This window comes from Halalkalicoccus subterraneus, assembly GCF_003697815.1.
GTDB lineage: Archaea > Halobacteriota > Halobacteria > Halobacteriales > Halalkalicoccaceae > Halalkalicoccus > Halalkalicoccus subterraneus.
On sequence record NZ_RDQG01000047.1, the window covers coordinates 1 to 18,385 of the forward strand.

At 66.0% G+C, this 18,385-nt stretch carries 25 protein-coding genes; 8 read left to right on the plus strand and 17 right to left on the minus strand.

Annotation, left to right across the window (positions count from 1 at the left end):
- The 7 genes from hflX to EAO80_RS11925 form a co-directional block, all read right to left on the minus strand.
- The coding region (gene hflX, locus EAO80_RS11895; protein ID WP_122090105.1) for a GTPase HflX at window positions 1–935 on the minus strand (935 nt) is incomplete at its 3' end.
- Entirely contained in the window at window positions 932–1,285 is a 354-nt protein-coding gene (locus EAO80_RS11900) for a DUF2209 family protein (RefSeq protein WP_122090106.1), read from the minus strand. The genes EAO80_RS11900 and hflX, both read right to left, overlap by 4 nt.
- 120 nt (window positions 1,286–1,405) lie before the next feature.
- Window positions 1,406–2,131, minus strand: a complete 726-nt coding sequence (locus EAO80_RS11905; RefSeq protein ID WP_122090160.1) for a ribosome assembly factor SBDS — start codon at window positions 2,129–2,131, stop codon at window positions 1,406–1,408.
- 51 nt (window positions 2,132–2,182) lie between these two features.
- Window positions 2,183–2,956: an archaeal proteasome endopeptidase complex subunit alpha gene (gene psmA, locus EAO80_RS11910; RefSeq protein WP_122090107.1), complete on the minus strand. Its 774-nt coding sequence runs from the start codon at window positions 2,954–2,956 to the stop codon at window positions 2,183–2,185.
- A gap of 4 nt (window positions 2,957–2,960) precedes the next feature.
- Window positions 2,961–3,446 carry an Rpp14/Pop5 family protein gene (locus EAO80_RS11915; protein WP_122090108.1) on the minus strand — a complete coding sequence of 162 codons (486 nt, stop codon included), beginning with the start codon at window positions 3,444–3,446 and terminating at the stop codon, window positions 2,961–2,963.
- 66 nt (window positions 3,447–3,512) lie between these two features.
- Complete coding sequence (locus EAO80_RS11920; RefSeq protein WP_122090109.1) at window positions 3,513–4,118, minus strand: class I SAM-dependent methyltransferase; 606 nt, start codon at window positions 4,116–4,118, stop codon at window positions 3,513–3,515.
- Complete coding sequence (locus EAO80_RS11925; protein ID WP_122090110.1) at window positions 4,102–4,791, minus strand: RNase P subunit p30 family protein; 690 nt, start codon at window positions 4,789–4,791, stop codon at window positions 4,102–4,104. Before EAO80_RS11925 ends, EAO80_RS11920 begins: the two co-directional genes overlap by 17 nt.
- Window positions 4,792–4,876: 85 nt before the next feature.
- Between EAO80_RS11925 and hsp14 the strand changes: the two genes are divergently transcribed.
- The 3 genes from hsp14 (at window position 4,877) to EAO80_RS11940 (ending at window position 7,313) form a co-directional block, all read left to right on the plus strand.
- The gene (hsp14, locus tag EAO80_RS11930; protein ID WP_122090111.1) at window positions 4,877–5,311 is read left to right on the plus strand and encodes an archaeal heat shock protein Hsp14; all 435 of its coding nucleotides are present in this window, start codon (window positions 4,877–4,879) and stop codon (window positions 5,309–5,311) included.
- Between the two features lie 190 nt (window positions 5,312–5,501).
- Entirely contained in the window at window positions 5,502–6,896 is a 1,395-nt protein-coding gene (locus EAO80_RS11935) for an NAD-dependent succinate-semialdehyde dehydrogenase (protein WP_122090112.1), read from the plus strand.
- Window positions 6,897–6,923: 27 nt separating this feature from the next.
- Window positions 6,924–7,313, plus strand: a complete 390-nt coding sequence (locus tag EAO80_RS11940) for a hypothetical protein (protein ID WP_122090113.1) — start codon at window positions 6,924–6,926, stop codon at window positions 7,311–7,313.
- A gap of 4 nt (window positions 7,314–7,317) precedes the next feature.
- On the opposite strand, the gene EAO80_RS11945 is transcribed toward EAO80_RS11940, so the two are convergent.
- Window positions 7,318–7,743, minus strand: coding sequence for a universal stress protein (locus EAO80_RS11945; protein ID WP_122090114.1), 426 nt, complete (start codon window positions 7,741–7,743; stop codon window positions 7,318–7,320).
- 69 nt (window positions 7,744–7,812) lie between these two features.
- The gene (locus EAO80_RS11950; protein WP_162993988.1) at window positions 7,813–8,148 is read right to left on the minus strand and encodes a DsrE family protein; all 336 of its coding nucleotides are present in this window, start codon (window positions 8,146–8,148) and stop codon (window positions 7,813–7,815) included.
- 122 nt (window positions 8,149–8,270) lie between these two features.
- On the opposite strand from EAO80_RS11950, the gene EAO80_RS11955 reads away from it, so the two are divergent.
- Entirely contained in the window at window positions 8,271–9,878 is a 1,608-nt protein-coding gene (locus tag EAO80_RS11955) for an acetolactate synthase large subunit (RefSeq protein ID WP_122090116.1), read from the plus strand.
- Between the two features lie 19 nt (window positions 9,879–9,897).
- Here EAO80_RS11955 and EAO80_RS11960 read toward each other — a convergent pair whose 3' ends face one another.
- From EAO80_RS11960 to EAO80_RS11970, 3 genes are all read right to left on the minus strand, one after another.
- Window positions 9,898–11,274, minus strand: coding sequence for an APC family permease (locus tag EAO80_RS11960; RefSeq protein ID WP_122090117.1), 1,377 nt, complete (start codon window positions 11,272–11,274; stop codon window positions 9,898–9,900).
- A gap of 63 nt (window positions 11,275–11,337) precedes the next feature.
- Window positions 11,338–11,754: an RNA-binding protein gene (locus EAO80_RS11965; protein ID WP_122090118.1), complete on the minus strand. Its 417-nt coding sequence runs from the start codon at window positions 11,752–11,754 to the stop codon at window positions 11,338–11,340.
- A gap of 6 nt (window positions 11,755–11,760) precedes the next feature.
- Window positions 11,761–11,952, minus strand: a complete 192-nt coding sequence (locus EAO80_RS11970) for a DUF1918 domain-containing protein (protein ID WP_122090119.1) — start codon at window positions 11,950–11,952, stop codon at window positions 11,761–11,763.
- A 124-nt stretch (window positions 11,953–12,076) separates the two neighbouring features.
- Between EAO80_RS11970 and EAO80_RS11975 the strand changes: the two genes are divergently transcribed.
- Entirely contained in the window at window positions 12,077–12,634 is a 558-nt protein-coding gene (locus EAO80_RS11975; RefSeq protein WP_122090120.1) for an NUDIX hydrolase, read from the plus strand.
- A 1-nt stretch (window position 12,635) separates the two neighbouring features.
- Here EAO80_RS11975 and EAO80_RS11980 read toward each other — a convergent pair whose 3' ends face one another.
- A complete protein-coding gene (locus EAO80_RS11980) occupies window positions 12,636–13,466 on the minus strand; it encodes a hypothetical protein (RefSeq protein WP_122090121.1) in 831 nt (276 codons plus the stop codon).
- A 97-nt stretch (window positions 13,467–13,563) separates the two neighbouring features.
- Here EAO80_RS11980 and EAO80_RS11985 point away from each other — a divergent pair, with 97 nt between their 5' ends.
- Window positions 13,564–13,791: a DUF7860 family protein gene (locus tag EAO80_RS11985; RefSeq protein ID WP_122090122.1), complete on the plus strand. Its 228-nt coding sequence runs from the start codon at window positions 13,564–13,566 to the stop codon at window positions 13,789–13,791.
- A 90-nt stretch (window positions 13,792–13,881) separates the two neighbouring features.
- On the opposite strand, the gene EAO80_RS11990 is transcribed toward EAO80_RS11985, so the two are convergent.
- Window positions 13,882–14,577, minus strand: coding sequence for a TenA family protein (locus EAO80_RS11990; protein WP_122090123.1), 696 nt, complete (start codon window positions 14,575–14,577; stop codon window positions 13,882–13,884).
- Entirely contained in the window at window positions 14,574–15,239 is a 666-nt protein-coding gene (tenA, locus tag EAO80_RS11995; protein WP_122090124.1) for a thiaminase II, read from the minus strand. The genes EAO80_RS11990 and tenA overlap by 4 nt, the downstream gene beginning before the upstream one ends.
- Window positions 15,240–15,500: 261 nt before the next feature.
- Here tenA and EAO80_RS12000 point away from each other — a divergent pair, with 261 nt between their 5' ends.
- On the plus strand, window positions 15,501–15,908 hold the full coding sequence (locus EAO80_RS12000; protein ID WP_122090161.1) for a universal stress protein: 408 nt from the start codon (window positions 15,501–15,503) through the stop codon (window positions 15,906–15,908).
- A 48-nt stretch (window positions 15,909–15,956) separates the two neighbouring features.
- On the opposite strand, the gene pyrI is transcribed toward EAO80_RS12000, so the two are convergent.
- Entirely contained in the window at window positions 15,957–16,436 is a 480-nt protein-coding gene (gene pyrI / locus EAO80_RS12005) for an aspartate carbamoyltransferase regulatory subunit (protein ID WP_122090125.1), read from the minus strand.
- On the minus strand, window positions 16,433–17,329 hold the full coding sequence (gene pyrB, locus EAO80_RS12010; protein ID WP_122090126.1) for an aspartate carbamoyltransferase: 897 nt from the start codon (window positions 17,327–17,329) through the stop codon (window positions 16,433–16,435). The genes pyrI and pyrB overlap by 4 nt, the downstream gene beginning before the upstream one ends.
- A gap of 93 nt (window positions 17,330–17,422) precedes the next feature.
- Here pyrB and EAO80_RS12015 point away from each other — a divergent pair, with 93 nt between their 5' ends.
- Window positions 17,423–18,376 (plus strand): TIGR03557 family F420-dependent LLM class oxidoreductase, encoded by a 954-nt coding sequence (locus tag EAO80_RS12015; RefSeq protein ID WP_122090162.1) that lies wholly within the window; start codon window positions 17,423–17,425, stop codon window positions 18,374–18,376.
- Window positions 18,377–18,385: the final 9 nt, after the last annotated feature.

Consider the following 18,385-nt stretch of genomic DNA (forward strand, 5'->3'; position numbering starts at 1 on the left):
GGTGCCTCGTTTCGCTCGTAGAGCGTGTCGTGGCAGGTGACGAGCTTCTCGCGGATCGCCTCGATCGGCTCGCTCACGTCGACGACGAGCAACACGAGGTCCGCCCGGTAGACCTCGTCGAGCGTCGAGCGAAACGACTCGACCAGCCAGTGGGGTAAGTCGCTGATGAACCCCACTGTATCGGTGAGCAGGACGTCCCGTTCCATGTCCGCGCGGCGCGTGGTCGTTCCCAGCGTCGTAAAGAGCTGGTCGCGCGACTCGGCTGTCGTATCGAGGTCGGGATGGAGGCCCTCGTTCTCGTCGACGGCGACATCCGCAGCGAGCCGTCTGAGGAGCGTGGATTTCCCGGCGTTCGTGTATCCCGCCAACGCCACGAGATCGAAGCCCGACTCGCGGCGCTCCTCTCGCCGGTGCTCCTCGGTTTTCGCGATCGAGGCCAACTCGTCCTTGATCCGGCTGATCTGGGATTTGATGTCGCGCTCGCGGGACTCGTCGTACTCGCCAAGCCCCATGAACCCGGGGTGTTCCTCGCGTTTCGCGAGGCTGACCTTCGCGTCCACACGGGGAAGTTCGTAGCGCAGCTCGGCGAGTTCGACCTGGAGTTGGGCCTTCCGTGTCTGGGCGCGCTGGCCGAAGATGTCGAGGATCAACGTAAAACGGTCGATCACCTCGACGTCGTCCGGTAGCTCCGTCCCGATGTTATATATCTGGTAGGGGCCGAGGCGGTTGTCGAAGATCACCGTATCGGCACCCGTTCGGTCGATCAGGCGCGCCAGTTCCTCGACCTTTCCCTCGCCGATGTGGTAGGCGGCGTCCTCCGTGCGTGTCTGTGCCAGTTCGTCGAGGACGGTGTAGCCCGCAGCACGCGCCAGATCTCGGATCTCGCCCGTGTCGGCTGTGCCCTCGTCTACTCGTTTGACGATGACCGTATTCATAGTATGAGTGTTCGTGCGGCGTAGGCCGCCTGGTGTGCGATCTCGACGGTTCGACGCTCGGCAACCGGCTCGGCGTATGTGAACTCGGGGTCGAACGACGTGTCGACGACCTCGGGCCACTCGTGGAACCCCCCGCGCTCGGCGACGACGGCTCCCAACGGTGGATCCGGAAGACTGCCGACCGCCTCCGCGGCGACCGACAGGGTGGCCGTGAGCGTCGGCCCCGCTCGGCTGCTCGCGAGGTCGATCCCGGTCACCTCGCGGATGCGATTCGATCCGACGCTCGCGGCGACGGCTGCCGAGACCATCAGGTATTCGCCACGCTCCTCGTGGCGACTGCTGATGTCGATACCGACGTCATCAGCCGCGCCGGTCCGTCACCCCGAAGCCGTCCCGTTGCCACACCATATCGCGCGCTACGTGCCCGGTCGACTTCAATCCCGTGCCGGTTTCGGTGCGTTCGACCGGGGCTATCGCGTGCCGATCTCGTCCTCGTCCTTGATGATTCGGGTCTGGCCGGTACCGCTGGTGTGTTCGTTGACCAGGTCGTAGAAGTCGTTTTGCATCCCCGCGGGAAACTCGAGTACCCCGACCCACGAGCCGTCGTTCTGCCACTCCTCGCGTTTGAGGTCGCCGAACTGTCGGACCTGCGCCTGGGCACTGCCCGCATGCTCGGCCGGCAGTTCGACCGCCACGACCACCTCGTCGAACCGGATCGGGATAACCGGTCTGAGGGCGTCGAGCGCGTCGTCGATCTGCTGTTCGACCGGTTCCATCGCGTCGACCCTGAACCCCGCCTCCTCGAGGGCGCTCTCGATGCGGTCGGGCGGATGGGGCGCGTTGTCCATCTGCGGGTTCACGGCGTTTCGCGCGATACGGTTGATCAGCTGTCGACGCTTCTGTTCTTGCATCTCGCGGCGCTGCTCGGCGGTGATCTGGATCTCCCCCCGTCGGATGACCTCGGGAATGATCTCCATGGGATCGGTGGTGTCGAAGACGTCCTCGAGATCGCTCTCGGCGGGCCGATCCCCGCGTGAGGCGTTCTCGAAGACCTCCTCGGCGGCGATCACCTCCTCTAGGTCGCCGTCGAACTCCTCGCGTTTGATCGCCAGCGCCGCATCCGGGTCGACGAGCACTTCGAACCGTGCGCCATGGGATTCGAGACGGGCCGTCACCGCCTCGTCAAGCGATATCATACCCATGCGTTCGAGCCGGCGGTAAAAGAGTGTTCGCGCTTTCGGTTCCGCTTACTCGGCCGATTCGTCGGACTCCTGCTCCTCGTCCTCCTCGTCGGCCAGCAGGTCGAACTCGTCGAGGTACGAGTCGATCTCGTCGTCCTCGACCTCGGTGAACGACTCGGTCTCGGTGGGGATCGTCGCCATGCCGATACTCTCGGGGCGAAGTCCGCCGTCGTTGACCTCCGCGAGCGCGCGAAGCGCGAGCTCGATCCCGCCCTCCAAGTCGGATTCCTCCTCGTAGTTGTCCTCGAGGTAGTCCTCGATGTCGCCACGGTCCGCGCCGACCGCGAGCGCCTTCCACTCGTAGGGCGTCCCCGAGGGGTCGGTTTCGTAGAGCCGTGGTTCACCGTTTTCGATGCCGCCGATGATCAGCGCGACGCCGAACGGCCGGGCGCCGCCGACCTGCGTGTACTGCTGGATGTGGTCGGTGACGTCCTTCGTGAGCGTCTCGACGCCGATGGGCTCGCCGTATCGAAGCCGGTTCACTTGTGCGTTCCGCCGGGCGAAGTCGATCAGTTGGCGGGCGTCGGCGACGTGGCCCGCACTGGCGATGCCGATGTGGTCGTCAGCCTTGTGGATCTTCTCGACGCTGGTGCGCTCCATCAGCGGCGAGCGGATGCGTTTGTCGACGGCGAGAACGACGCCGCCGGCGGTTCGGATGCCGATGCTTGCCGTGCCACGTTTTACGGCCTCGCGGGCGTACTCGACCTGATAGAGCCGTCCGTCAGGCGAGAAGATCGTGATTCCTCGGTCGTAGGCCTGCTGTTGGTTTTGTCCCTGCATAGTATCACACTGGAGTTACGTCGAAGTCCGTCGCGCCGGTGTACGCATCCCCGACCCGTACGTCGACGAGGCCGTCACGAACGACGGCGGCCCGGTCTGCGTTCTCGTACACGACTCGATTCTCGCCCGAAACTTCCGGTCGGCGTCCTAAATACTTTTCTTCACAGCGCTTCACCGTTCCGCTGATCCCACGTACGGAGACGCCGACCTCCTGCCCGTCGACCTCGTCGAGACAGGCCAGCGCGGCCCGTGCCTCGCTCACCGTGTCCCGCCGGGTACGGACGACCGCCTCGCCGACGCCGTCGGCGTGGTGAAACGCGAACACGCTCAGCTCGGCGTCCGCACTTGCCGGGTCGCCGAGCAGATTCTGTCCGGCGTACCAGAGCCCGCGCTGGAACCCGCGCCGCGAGAGCGCCGCATCGGGCCAGGTTTCGAGCCCGACGCCGAGATAGCGCCATTTGGGCCGGACGTGTTTCGGGAGGTGCTTCACACCCCGATAAAAGGGCTCGGCACGGATAGATCCCGCGTTGGCGGCGACCGACGTGGGTTTCGAAACTCAGCGCCGCTCGGCGACCAGCACGCCGACCTGGTCGTGGACTCGCTGTGCGTGGGTGATCGCAAAGCCCGCCGCGGTGAACGCCTCGACGAGCGTGCCGACCGTCGCGGGGACGTCCACCTCGGGGCTGTAAAACGGCTCGTCGGGATCGGGCTCGCCGAAGAACATCACGTCGCCGAGTACGACCTTCTGAGGTCCGAGTCCCGCAATGGTCTCGATGGCCTCGCGCTTTTCCTCGTCCGCGAGGTGGTGCATCGCGAAGTTCGAGACGACGATATCGACGGGGTCGTTGTAGTCAGGCTCCCGGAAGCGTCCCTCGCCGAACTCGACGTTATCGAGCCCCTGCTGTTCGGCTTTCTCGCGCGCTTTCTCCATCATTCCCTCACTGATATCCCGTCCGACCACGCGCTTCGCGTCGGGTGCAAGCGCCAGCGCGATCGCACCGGTCCCACAACCGATATCGAGGACCGTGTCCTCGGGATCCGGGTCCGCGTGCTCGATCACGAGGCTCGCACAGGCTTTGTACTCCTCGCTGTCCTGGCTCTCGTCGTAGTCGGCGGCGTGGTCGTCAAACCGGCTCGCGTGCTCCTCAACGGTTCTCTTCATACCGTCCCCTACGCACCCCCGGCTCTATGAACGACTCGGAGGCGATCGCTCGATTGCGCTGTGCGAGCCGCCCCCACTCTCGAAGCCCCTCCTCGACCTGCTCGGCGGTGAACCCGATCTCCTCGCCGACCGCGATCAGCTCGCGCGGGCCGCGCAACTGGAGGTGACTCTCGGGGGAGGCGCTCACCACGAAGGGCGCGTCGTACTGGACGACGAGTTCGCGGAGTTTTCGCATGTCCGAAAGCGCCTGCACCCGCGGGCCGCCCGCCTGTCGAAGTACCCTCGAGAAGTCGAACTCGACGCGTACGCCGTTCTTCGCGGCGGCCTTCGCGAGCACGTGGTTGAAGTCACCCTCGTCGGCCATCGGCTTCGTGAGCACGTCGACACGGGGCTGTTCGACCGCGAACCGGTTCAAATCGTTCGTCCCGCCCCGGAGCGCGAGAACCGTGTACTCCTCGCGACGGTTCCCGAGGTGTCCGCTTGCTTTCTGTGGGTTTTCGGCGCGGACCTCGGTCCCCGAGACGACGTCGATTTCGTACCTCTCGGTGATCCGTTCGGCATCGGCCACACCGCTTCGGACGACGAGTCCCGAAAAGCCGTACTCGCGGGCGGTGCAGGCGAAGCGCGCGGGCGTCGCGCGGCCTTCGGGCGTGGCGTCAACCGCCTCGTACATGGGCCCGTTTCGTGCGCGGCGATGAAGTCCGTGGCGGTTCGGGTCGGGTTAGGGTTAACATCCTCGACGGCGTATCCCCACCCGTATGTCACGACGCAACCCATTCGACGACGTAGAGGAGTTCTTCGACCGGCTCAATCGCCAGTTCGAGGGCCAGGGTGGATTCGACCAGGACGTCTTCGGGATGGGCGGGTCGAACCGCCTGAGCGTTGATCTGCTCGATCGCGACGGGGAACTGGTCGTCACGGCCGACGTCCCCGGCTTCGAGAAGGACGAGATCGACGTTCGAGTCTCCGGGCGAACCCTCACCATCGAGGCCGACCGCGAGCGGAGCACCGAGGAGGAGGACGAGACCTACCTTAGGAGCGAACGCCGGAGCGAGTCGCTCCGCCGAACGCTTCAGCTCCCCGAACGCGTCGACGAGGAAGCCGTCTCGGCGACCTACAAGAACGGCGTGCTGACGATCACGCTCCCCAAACACGACCCCGGGATCGGCGGGAAGTCGATCGACATCGAGTAAGGTCGTACCGATCTGTCTCGCTTCGGGGGCGACCCGCTGTCGTTCACTGTCCGGACTGCAGAATGCCTCTCGGTCGCTACCGGGAGCGTTGAGAGCCGGGTTCGAGGGGGAACGCGCGAGCAGGGCCAACCCCTATGGGCGTGTCAGTCGTAGCCCCGGCCAACCGGCACGCGGTGGCCGGGCGAGATCCATGGAAAGCGTAAACCCAGCGACCGGCGAGACGCTCGAAACGTACGACGACCACACCGAGGACGACGTCGATCAGGCGCTCGACCGGGCCACCGAGGCCTTCGGAGAGTGGCGCGAGCGCCCGATGGACGAGCGACAGGTGCTGCTCTCCCGGGCTGCGGAGGTGCTCCGGGAGAACCAAGAGGAGTACGCCCGGTTGATGACCGAGGAGATGGGCAAACCCATCACCGGGGCCCGCGCCGAAATAGAGAAATGTGCGTGGGTCTGCGATTTCTACGCCGAGCGCGCCGACGAGTTCCTCGCCGACGAGGTACTCGGCAGCGAGCCCGAATCCCGTTCGCTCGTCTCCTACGAGCCGCTCGGGTCCGTGCTCGCGGTGATGCCCTGGAACTTCCCGTTCTGGCAGGTGTTTCGCTTCGCGGCCCCGCACCTCACGGCGGGTAACGTCGGCCTGTTGAAACACGCTTCGAACGTCCCGGGCTGTGCGAAGGCCATCGAGGAGGTCTTCGAGGAGGCGGGCTACCCCGAGGGAGTCTTCACCAGCCTGCTCGTCGGGTCGGACGCCATCGAGGACGTGATCCGCGACGATCGCCTCGCGGCGGTGACGCTCACGGGAAGCGAGGGTGCCGGCCGAGCGGTCGCCGAGACCGCCGGCAGCGAGATCAAAAAGAGCGTCCTCGAACTCGGGGGTAGCGACCCGTTCGTCGTGCTCGACGACGCCGACGTCGAGGCCGCCGCCGAAACCGGCGCGCAGGCCCGCACGATCAACTCGGGACAGTCCTGCATCGCCGCCAAACGTTTCATCGTTCACGAGGCCGTCTACGACGAGTTCGTCGAGCGGTTCACGGAGGAGATGGAGTCGCTCTCGATGGGCGATCCCATGGACGAAGACACCGACCTCGGCCCGCAGGCCCGCGAGGACCTCGTCGAGGACGTCCACGATCAGGTCGAACGGAGCGTCGAGGCGGGCGCACAGCTCCGGACGGGGGGTGAACGCCCGGATGAAGACGGGAACTTCTACCCGCCGACCGTGCTGACCGAGGTGCCGCGGGACGCCGCCGCGGCGACCGAGGAGGTCTTCGGTCCCGCCGCCGCCGTCTTCCAGGTCGAGAGCGAGGACGAGGCGATCGAGGTGGCAAACGACACCGACTTCGGGCTCGGCGCGTCGCTCTGGACCGAGGACCTCGATCGAGGCGAGCGCCTCGCCCGCCGGGTCGAGGCGGGCTGTGTCTTCGTCAACGAACTCGTCAAGTCCGACCCCCGAATCCCGTTCGGCGGCGTGAAGAATTCCGGCTACGGCCGGGAACTCGCCGAGAAGGGGATTCACGAGTTCGTCAACGAGAAGAGCGTCTGGGTGCAGTCGTCCGAAGGCCCGGACGACGTCGCGACGGAGTAAAGAGGGCGGGGGCGTAACTCGGAGGCGATGGTCGACGGGCGCGCGCTACGGAGACGGGAGCTGCTCAGGGCGGGGGCACTCTGTGCGACGGTGGCGAGCGCGGGCTGTCCGAGCCTTCGCTCGGGGTCCGACTCCGTCGGCGAGGACGAGGAGCCGGAGACGTACACGTTGACCGTGAGGATCGAAGAGAACGGCCAGCCGGCACTCGAGGCCTCGGTGTCCGTCCAGACCGCCCAGCTCGTTCCGCGGGCCGACGCGCGGGTGCCCGGTCCGGACGGGATCGTCTCCTTCGAACTCGAAGACGGCTCGTACATCGTCCGCGTCGAGAGTCAGGAGTTCACCAACGTCGAGGAACCCGTCGATATCGACGGCGAGGACGTCGAGGTGACGATCCCGCTCGAACGCGGGATCGGGTGATCGACTACTTCCGCACGACGAGGACGGGCACCGAGGCGTTGTCGACGACTCGCTCGGTGACGCTACCCATCGACAGCAGCTTCTCGCGGGGACTCTTCCCGTGTGTCCCGATCGCGATCAGGTCGATTCCAGCTTCGTCGGCGTATTCGAGGATCTCCTTCTGTGGCGTACCGGTTCGAACCTCACCGACGGCTTCGAGTCCCGCGTTGTCGGCTTGCTCGCGGACGTGCTCGACGGCCTGTTCACCCTCCGTCTGCAGGGATCGTTCGACCTCCTCGCGGGCGTCCTCGGCGGCGCGCGCGACGCGGCTGTCGACGACGTAGAGCGCGTGAACGGCGGCGTCGTTGTCGCGCGCGATCCGCAGGCCGTGTTCGAGCGTGGTGTCGACCATCTCGCTTCCGTCGGTCGGAATCAGGACGCTGTCGTACATACTCGGGCGTTCGTCCGCCGGCTACTTTTAGCCTCCCCCGGACGCGGAACCGCGAAGCGGTGCATCCAATCAGGGGACTTTGATGTAGCTCGACCCCGCCGCCTGCAACCCCACGAGTTCGCCGACGCCCGCCGGAACCGTCTCGACGCCCTCCGCGAGGGAGGTCTCGTCGATCCCCCGGGAGCGAAGCGAGTTCGCACACGCCCGGAACGCGACACCGCGGTCGGCGAGCGCCCCGACCCGATCCGCCTGTTCGGCGTCGGCCGTCAGCGCGAGAACGCCGTCCCCGTTGGCGACGAAGACGACGCTGGCGTCCGCCCGTGCGTCGAGCAGGTTCCCGACGTTCGCGATCGCGTGCGCGCGCTCGGCCGGCGATTCCGCGGAGCAGTGAAGTGCGACGTCCATACGGCCGAGAGGACGCCCCTGGACATAGAACCTCCCCCGATGCCGCGCGGCTCGCCGGCCATGGGTCATGACGGGACGACGACCGTCGGTGAAGTAATGGCCCTTGCGTCCCTCGAACCGGTATGGTCACCACTGCCGAGTTGCTGGTCGAGTGTCTCGAACGCGAGGGGGTCGAGTACGTCTTCGGCATCCCGGGCGAGGAACTCGAGGACGTCCTGTTCGCGCTCCGTGACTCCGATATCGTGTTCGTCCCGACCCGCCACGAGCAGGGCGCGGCGTTCATGGCCGACGTCCACGGCCGGCTGACGGGCAAGGCCGGGGTCTGTCTCTCGACGCTGGGCCCGGGCGCGACGAACCTCATGACGGGCGTCGCCGACGCCCATCTCGATAAGTCCCCGCTGGTCGCGATCACGGGCCAGGGCGGGCGCGAACGGCTCCACAAGGAGAGCCACCAGGCGCTGAACGTCGTCGACATGTTCGAGCCGATCGTGAAGTGGAACACGCAGTTGGGCGAGCCCGATGTCGTCGCCGAATCGGTCAGGAAGGCGTTCAAACTCGCCGAACACGAGAAACCGGGTGCGGCCCATCTCGAGTTTCCCGAGGACGTCGCCGCCGAGGAGACGACCGAGACGCCCCTGCCGGTCCGCGAGCGGGTGCGCCGGGCCGATCCCGATCCCGATTCGATCGAGCGGGCGGCGAACCTCTTCGAACGGGCCGAACGGCCGATCGTGCTCGCGGGCAACGGTGCGGTGCGGACCCGGGCGCGCGGCGCGGGCCGCGATTCCGAGAGTTCGAACCGGCTGCGCGAACTCGTCGCCCGGATGGGCGTGCCCGTCGTCGCGACCTACATGGGCAAGGGTGCGATCTCGGATCGCGAGCCCTACTCGCTTCTGACACTGGATTCGGGCCCGGATGGCGAGGCTGCGGCGGCCATCGAGGACGCCGACTGCGTCCTCGCGGTCGGCTACGACATCGCCGAACACGACCCCGAGGGCTGGAATCCCGACCTCGAAACGACCGTGGTCCACGTCGATCACGAGCCCGCCGAGGTCTATCGCCACTACAACCCCGAGGTCGAGATCGTCGCGGACATCCCCGCGAGCCTGCGTGCGCTGACGGAAGCGATTGGCTCGGGAACCGGGAAGGCATGGTGTACCGACGTCCACGACCGGGTGATCGACCACGTCACCGCGCGCCCGGAACCGGACGACCCCTTCTCGGTCCGACACACCCTGCCGATCCTGCGGGCGGCGATGGCCGACGAGGACGTCCTGCTCTCGGACGTCGGCAGCCACAAGATGGCGATCGCCCAGTCGTTTCCGACCTACGAACCCAACACCTGCATCGTTTCCAACGGATTGGCGAGCATGGGGATCTCAGTTCCGGGCGGGCTCGCAGCGGATCTCGCCTGCGAGTCGAACGTCGTCGCCGCGACCGGCGACGGCGGCTTTCTGATGAACGGCGCCGAAATCGAGACGGCAAAGCGACTCGGACTCGGCTATACGATCCTCCTGTTCAACGACAACGACTACGGGCTGATCAGCGAGAAACAGGAACAACACCTCAGCGAACACTTCGGGACAAAACTCCAGAACCCCGATTTCGTCGCGTTCGCCGAGAGTTTCGACATCGAGGGCCATCGCCCCGAGACGTGGGACGAACTCGAGGAGGTCCTGAACGAGGTGGTCCCCTCCGAGGAGATGGCGCTCGTCGAGGTCCGACTGGAGTGATGGTCCCGTACTCGGGCCATCAGCCGACGAGCGCGCGCCCCCGTGGCGAGAGTGCGAACAGCCCGACACCGAGCAGCGCCCACAGAAGCACCATCAGCCACTCGTAGGGCCAGACGAGCGCCGACGGCCCACCGGGTAGGTAGAGCACGACGAAAAACGCCGAGAGGACCAGCGCGATCGCGCCCGTGAGGTAGCCGGCAGGCACCTTGAAGGGCCGTTCCATCCCGGGTTCGCGCCGGCGGAGGACGAGAAACGAGACGCAGACGAACAGCCACGCGAGGACGATCCCCAGCCCGCCGGCGTTGACGATCCAGCCGAGCATCCCCTCGCCGAACAGAGGCGCGAGCACCGACGAAACGCCGATCAGCAGGATGGCGTTGTGGGGCGTGTTGTACTCGGGGTGGGTCTTCGCGAGGACGGCGGGCAGCATGTCCGACTCGGCCATCGCGAAGATCGCCCGGCTCCCGCCGATGACGAAAGCGTTCCAGCTCGTGAGAATGCCCGCGATGCCCGCAAGCGCCATCAGCTGGCCGACGGTCACGCTGTCGTACAGCGTCTCCATGGCCGCCGCGGCCGGAAGCGGGCTCTCGACCAGCTGTGCGCCCGGTAAGGCCCGGCTGGAGCCCCAGAGAACGGCGATGTAAAAGAGGGTCGCCATCAGTACCGCCGCGACGATGATCGTCCCCAGCGACCGGGTGGGGACGTCCGCCTCCTCGGCGGCTTGGGGGATCACGTCGAATCCGACGAACATGAACGGCGTCGCGAGCACGACTCCGAAGACGCCCGCCACCCCACCGATCACGGGCGGGTCGGGGGAGGGCTGGCCGCCGGTGATCGCGCCGATTACCAACACTACCCCCGCGAGCGCGATGACGAGCGTGACGATCCCCTGGAACTGGGCGGCCGGGCGGATCCCGACGTAGTTGACGGCGGTCATGACGGCTGCACCGCCCGCGCCGACGAGCACCCACGTCCCATAGACCGGATCGCCCGCGATCGACCAGAGTTCGACCGCGTTGAACCCCGGGATCACGAACGCGAGCGCCGACGGCAGGGCGACGGCCTCGAAGGCGGCGACGCTGACGTAGCCGAAGGCGATCGCCCACGTACAGATAAACGATCCGAGCGCGCCGAGCGCCCGGTGGCTGTAGACGTGCTCGCCGCCGACGAAGGGCATCGCCGAGGCGAGTTCGCCGTAGATCACCGCGACGAAGATCACCAGCGTTCCACCGATGACGAACGCCGAGATCGCGCCGAGGGGTCCGCCCTCGTTTATCCACTGGCCCGAGAGGACGATCCATCCCCAGCCGATCATCGCGCCAAAGGCGAGCACCAGCAAGTCCCGTTGGGAGAGCGCTTTCACCAGTCCGCGCTCGGTCGTGTCTGTGTTCGACATACACGGCCCCTCACGACACGGGTAAAAATACGTTCGGGGGACGGCAACGCGATGTTGCCCGGTTTACAGGATCTCGCGGACGTTCTCGACGGCCGATTCCTTCTTTGCGGGGTAGGCCTCGACCTTCGCCCGCAGTGTGATCCCCTCGCCGAGGCGGGCCTCGCCGCCGAAGGCGGCCTGCTTGTCGAGATACAGGAACAGTTCGCAGTTCTCGGTGACCCGGTCGTCGAGTTGCTCCCGAACCCGCTCTAGATCGGCCGAGCCTCGGAGCTGATCGAGGACGTGACGGATCCCGTCCGCGTTCTCGACGCGCGCCGAGAGGACGAGGATGCGGTCCCCGTGATACCCCTCCGTCTCCGCCCTGTCGATCTCGACTCCTTCGGGGAGGTAGGTTCTAAGGGCCTGCTCGACCCGCTTTTCGTCCTCGGTAGCGTAGCAAAAAGTTCGGATATCGACGTAGTGAAGCGGGACGGCGGCCATCGCGCGTTACTCTTCGGTCTCGTCGGCGGGGGAGAGGTCGTCCTCGGGAATGCCGGTCTCCTGGCCGTCCTCGAAGCTCACGGTGTAGGTGGCATCGCCGAACATGTTCTCCATTACCTGCGTGACCCGCCCCTCCTGACCGTCGTACTCGCTGTGCTCGTCCGACAGCACGACGTGATCGTCCTCGTCGAAGCTCATACTCACCGGTAGCCCCCGGTTCGGTAAAAGCGACATGGTTCGTCCGCCGAAGCGTTATTCCGAGCCGCGCTCCTCCTGCCGGTATGTACGCTTTCGCCACGCCATCGCCCCCGGGAGGTGGCTAATGACGACGATCGACAAGCTGTGGTTTCGTGCCAGCGAAGCGAGCCAGCGAGCCGAACGGGCCTACCACCGCCTCCGCGAGCGCCATGATGCCTGTCTCGAACGCGAGCGCCACCGGCGGGTTTCCCGGGGACGCTTTCGGACCCTGACCGAGCGCGTCGAGCGCACCGGTGCGCCCTACGGGGCCCACACCATCGTCTACCGCCCTTCGGGGGAGCTCCTGCTCGTGCGCCACGACGGCGTCGACCTGTGGGTGCTCCCCGGCGGCGAGGTCGACCCCGAGGAGGACTTCGAGCGCGCCGCAGTTCGTGAACTCGCCGAGGAGGCCGGCGTCGACGCCGAGTATGATGGGTTGGGAATCCTCACGCGGGTCCGGATCACCTGCGGCGAGTACGAGACGGTGGGCGTGGTTCCCGTCTTCACCGCCCGAGCGCTCACGACCGAGACCCACATCGCCGATCCCGACGATGAGATCTCCGCGGCACGATGGTTCGCCGACCTCCCCGAGGACACCCGCGACCGCGAGGACCTGTTGGCGTGGCGCGAGCGCGAACTGTGAGTTACTCGTCGGGCCCGTAGCTCTTTCCCTCACGGGTATCCGCGCGCATCCGCCGCAGCGTGGCCTGGGCGTTCGCGGCGTCGTAGCCGAAGAAGACGTCCTCGCCGTAGGCGTCTGCGACCTCCGCGGCGTGGATCAGATCGTCGATATCGAGGTCGACCGCATACAGTTCGACGCTGAAGGGAGTCCCCAGAAGACTCTCGAAACCGCTCGCGATGGTTTCGAGCCAGTAGGTCGTCGAGTAGGCCATGTCGTAGAGCGGGACAACGAACTCGTCCACATGGGGTTCGATGGCCTCGATGTCGAGGCCGGCGCGCTCGTAGAGGTGGCCCGGATACGGGTCGGGATAGAGCGTCAGATAGGTCTTGCCGGGAATCCTCTCCGAAGCGTCGGCGACGAACTCGGTAATGATCGACGCGCGCCACGCGAGGCGGTCCTCGAACTCGCTTTCGGCGAACAGCCGGTTACAACGCTCGCAGAAACAGTACTCCTGACGGGGAAATCCCACGTCGTCGAGCCGGACGCTTTCGTTCTCCTCGGCAGCCTCGCTCACCATTTCGAGGAGCCCCTCGCGATAGTCCTCGTGGGTCGGGCAGATGTACGCCCAGTCGAAGTAAGGGCGTTCGCGGGTGGCGAGTTCGCCCTCCCGGTTTCGCGGGACGAGTTCGGGTGAGCTCTCGGCGGCGGCGTTGTCCCCGAAACAGGAGATCATGTTGATTGCTTCAGGGATCGGCTCCGTGGAGCGCCCGCTGACGTCCTTCGATTCGTAGAAGGCGAGATCGAACTCGGGCCAGGTGCATTCCTCCTCGTTGCGCGTGACGACCCCGAACATATCGGTCCTACCGCCGGGGCGCGTAAGTGCGTTGCTACGTCCGGCGGCGCCGCGGGAGTGCGACACAGTTTTGCCACACATCGTTCTGTATCAAACCATGGGTCAGTATCAACGACTGGCGTATTCCCAGTACGCCCGCGGCGGGTTCGCGCTGGGAGTCGTCGTGTTCGCGGTCGGCATCCTCGGTCACGCGTTCGGCCCGACGGTGTTCGGCTCGCTTCCCGAGTGGGAGGTAACGCTCTTTACACTGATGGAGATCGGCGGGATCGGACTCGCGCTCTGTTCGCCGATCGTCTTCGCGATCGTCCTCCCGTTGATCGAGTAAGTGCCTCCGAGTGTCCGCATCGAAGTGATCTCGCTCCGGCCGCCGTCACGGAGGACCCCCGGATGATACGGCATAGCCTCCACCGGGCGATCACGCGGTCTCCAGGGCAGTGTCGAAGAACCCCACCTCGAACGCCATCGCGCGAGAGAACAGCGCGTCGAGGCGTGCCTGCCGGCGCGCCGAACACGCGGATCCGTGTTCGTCGAGCTCCGAGCGCAACCACTCGACGGTCGCTTCGAACTCCGGGATCGTGTGGAGTTCGATCCACTCCGCGAGGTAGAACGCCTCGGGCGACTCCTCGATCGCGCTCGCCCACTCCAGATACGCCCACTCGACGGGCACCAGTACGGCCAGCGTCTCGGCGTATCCGCCCTCGTGGGCGGCTCGCAGGAGGAGGTCACGAAACCCGGCCGTCGTCGGGTTCATCCTCGGATCGCTCCACGCCGATTCGGGTACTCCGAGGGCCTCGAACGACCGCCGGAAGTAGTCGTCCTCGTCGCCGATGATCGCCGAGAGAAACGCCGTCAGACGAGCTTTCGATTCCATGTCCGGGGCCTGTCCGACGCCGTAGCCGACCAGCGAGACGAGCGTCTCGACGAACGCGTAGTCCTGAACGAGATACCGGGCGAACACTTGCTCGGAAAGGGTTCCCGCGCCGAGCTCCTCGACGAACCGGTGGGTCGTCGTCGCCGTCCAGTGCGGTTCCGAGCGCTCCCGAAGCCAGTCGGTAAACCGGGCGCCCTCGCGTTCGGCCGCGTACTCCTCGAAGGAGGCAGGACCGCTCATATTGCCCACTCCTCCTCGTGCCACGCCGCGTCCCAAAACCGGTACTCGTAGCGCGCGGAGGTGAGAAATGCCTCGCGATACCGGTTTCGGCGGGTCTCCCCCGCCTCGGCGGCCACCTCGTCCATGAGCTCCTTGCACCACTCGGCCAGTTCGGTGAACTCCTCGCTCGCGTAGGTCTCGATCCACGCGGCGTACCCCTCGTGGTCGGGAACCCCCTCTTCGGCGAGCCTCCTCCCTGTCTCGTTGAACCCCCACATACAGGGCAGGAGTACGGCGACCAGCTCGCCGAAACTCCCGGTCGCCGCGGTCCGGACGAGGAAGTCGGTGTACGCACGCGTCGTCGGCGAGGGGTCCGTCTCCTCTAACTCCGCCTCCGAGATCCCGAACTCCGCCGCGTACGAGCGGTGCAGGTCCATCTCGGTCGAGACGGTTTCGGAAAGCAGGTCCGCAAAGCGCTCGATTCGTTCGAGATCCGGTGCGCGGGCGGCCCCCAGCGCGAACACGCGGTTGTACTCGATCAGGTAGACGTAGTCCTGGCGGACCCAGTAGCGAAACGGCGCTTCGTCCAAACTCCCATCCCCGATCCCCCGAACCATCGGGTGGTCGTGGATGGCCTCCCAGATCGGTTCGGCCTCCGGTTCGAGCGACGCGACGAACGACATACGCGAACGTCGATCCCACGCCTCCGAATACCTTCCGGTTGTACAACACAGTTATTTCACGCGCTGGACGACGATCACCGGTCGGTCGACTGTTCGAACTACCTGTCCGGTGACGACCCACCGTTCTCGCTCCGTGAAAATCGTCTCCTCATACTTTCCACTAGTCACCCCGTTGAAAACCATCCCCGGTCGTTCCCGACGCCTGAAAACGCGCGAACCGGTTTTGTCCTCTCCGCCCGTAGTGTAACACGAACGACCATGATGAAAATTCTCGTCCCGATTGATGACTCCGAACCGGCGCGGACGGCGCTGCGATACGCCCACGAGACGTTTCCCGAAAGCGAGATCACCGCACTACACGTGATCCCCGTCGAGGGGTACTGGGGAGCGTTCGCCGACGACCCCGAATCGATTCCGGGCCACGAGAAGGCTCGCGAACACGCCGAGAACCTGCTGAAGGAGGCACGAGACGAGATCGATGCGGGGGTCGAAATGCGGGTCGTGACCGGACACGTCGCCCCCGAGATCGTCGACTTCGCTGGCAAGGGCGAGTTCGATGCGGTCGTCATCGGGAGCCACGGGCGAACGGGTGCGACGCGGATCCTGCTGGGGAGCGTCGCAGAGACGGTCGCGCGGCGCTCGCCCGTTCCGGTAACGATCGTTCGCTGACGGTCCCGAAGCACGGTAGGACAGCTCCGGTATTCGGAGGTCGGTTGGCTACTCGACTTCGATGTGGTCGGCGAACTCCTCGCGGATCAGCGTCCCGCAGTAGGTACAGCGCACGCCGTCACCGAGGACCGCAAAGCGTGAATCGACGGGCTCGTTTTCGGTCGTGATACAGTTGGCGTTCGGGCACGAGAGCACGCCGACGACCGCCGACGGGCGTTCGACGCGGTGTTTCTCCGCCACGTCGTACTCGCGGACGATGTTGATGGTCGCGTCGGGCGCGATCAGCGAGAGGACGTCGACTTCCTCCTGGCTCAGTTCCCTCCCCTCGACCTTGACGATGTCCTTGCGTCCGATCCGATCGGAAGGGACGTTCATCCCGACGGAGATCTCCTCGCCGCTCGAGCCGTCGATACCGAGGATCGCCAGCACGGTGAGCGCCTGGCCGCCGGTGACGTGGTCGATGACGGTGCCGTTTCGGATCTTGCCGACGCGAAGTTGGTGGTCGGCTGCTGAGTTCGTGTCGGTCATAGCAGTGAGTCGAGCAGTGCCATCCGGACGGGGACGCCGTTGTGGGCCTGTTCGAAGTACGCCGCGTGCGGTGTGTCGTCGATCGCGGGGTCGATCTCGTCGACCCGCGGGAGGGGATGCATGATCGAGAGGTCCGCCTTCGCCTCGTCGAGCATCGCGCGGTCGATCCCGTACTCGCTGGCCACCGCGCGGTACTCGTTCTCGTCGGGGAACCGTTCGCGTTGGATCCGGGTGACGTAGAGTACGTCGAGATCGGGGAGAACGGGTTCGAGGTCGGTGTGTTCTTCAACCGACGCGCCGGCCTCGTCGAGGTCGTAGCGCACCTCGGGGGGCAGCGCGAGGCTCTCGGGGCTGACGAAGTGTTGCGTCGTCTCGAAGTTCGTCAGCGCCTGAGCCAGCGAGTGGACGGTGCGCCCGTACTTGAGATCGCCCATAATGCCGATGGTGAGGTCGTCGAGTGCGGCGTTCTCCCGGATCGTGTAGAGATCGAGCAAGGTCTGGGTCGGGTGGTGGCCCGCGCCGTCGCCCGCGTTGATGACGGGCACGTCGACGAACTCGCTGGCCATCTTCGCCGCGCCCTGTTTGGGGTGGCGCAACACGAGCGCGTCGGCGTAGCCCTCGATCACCCGCACCGTGTCGGCGAGACTCTCGCCTTTGGTCACCGAGGAGCTGTCGACCGAGCCCATGTCGATGGTGTCGCCGCCGAGGCGTTTGATCGCCGTCTCGAAGCTCATCTTGGTGCGCGTGCTGGGCTCGAAGAACAGCAGCCCGAGCACGGAATCGGTGTGGCGGGTATCGCCCGTCGGACCGTCGAAGTCGGCCGCGCGGTCGAGCACCGCCTCGATGTCCCCGCGGGAGAACTGTTTTGCGGTCAGGACGTGGTCGTGCCGCATTACAAGGTAGGGGACACAGGAGGTCTTGAATCCCGCGGTCGGCGACGGTTGCCGGGCACACGCTTAACAACGATGGTGCAGAACCCGATCACGATGGTCGAACTCGGTTACACCCTTTCGAGCGAGGAACACCCGCCGAACACGCTGATCGAGAACGCCGCCCGCGCGGAGGAAGTCGGCTTCGAGTTCGTCTCGATCTCGGATCACTTCCATCCGTGGGTCGAAGCGCAGGGAGAAAGCCCGTTCGTCTGGTCGACGCTCGGCGGGATCGCCCAGGCCACGGAGGAGATCGACGTCGGCGTCGGCGTGACTTGTCCCACCGTCAGGATCCATCCCGCGGTTCTCGCACAGGCGACGGCGACGACCGCGAACATGCTCGACGGGCGCTTTTTCTTCGGCGTCGGGAGCGGCGAGAACCTCAACGAGCACGTGTTGGGCGATCGCTGGCCCGAGACGGCGGTCCGTCTGGAAATGCTTGAGGAGGCCGTCGGCGTGATACGGGACCTCTGGGAGGGGGAGAACTACAGTCATCACGGTACCTACTACGACGTCGAGAACGCGAAGATCTACACCCTTCCCGAGGAACCTCCGCCGATCGTCGTCTCGGCGTTCGGCCCGAAATCAGCCCGTTTGGCGGCCGACATCGGTGACGGCCTCTGGTCGGTCGGCCCGAAGGAAGCCCCCCTCGAGAACTACACCGAGGCCGTCGGCGACAGCCCGAAGTACACTCAGATCGACGTCTGTTACGCCGAGAACGAGCAGGAGGCGCTCGATACGGTCTACGAGACGTGGCCGAACGGCGAGATCGCGGGCGAACTCAGCCAGGTCCTCCCGATGCCGGCACACTTCGAGCAGGCGGCCGAGATGGTCGACCGTGATGACGTCCGTGGCAGCGCCACCCCCCTCGGCTCGGATCCCGAACCGTTCATCGAGAGCGTCGAGGCCTGCATCGACGCGGGCTACGATCACGTCTACTTCCATCAGATAGGCCCCGATCAGGAGGGCTTTTTCGAGTTCTACGAGGACCATCTCGCCAGCGAGTTCTAACGGAGCGAA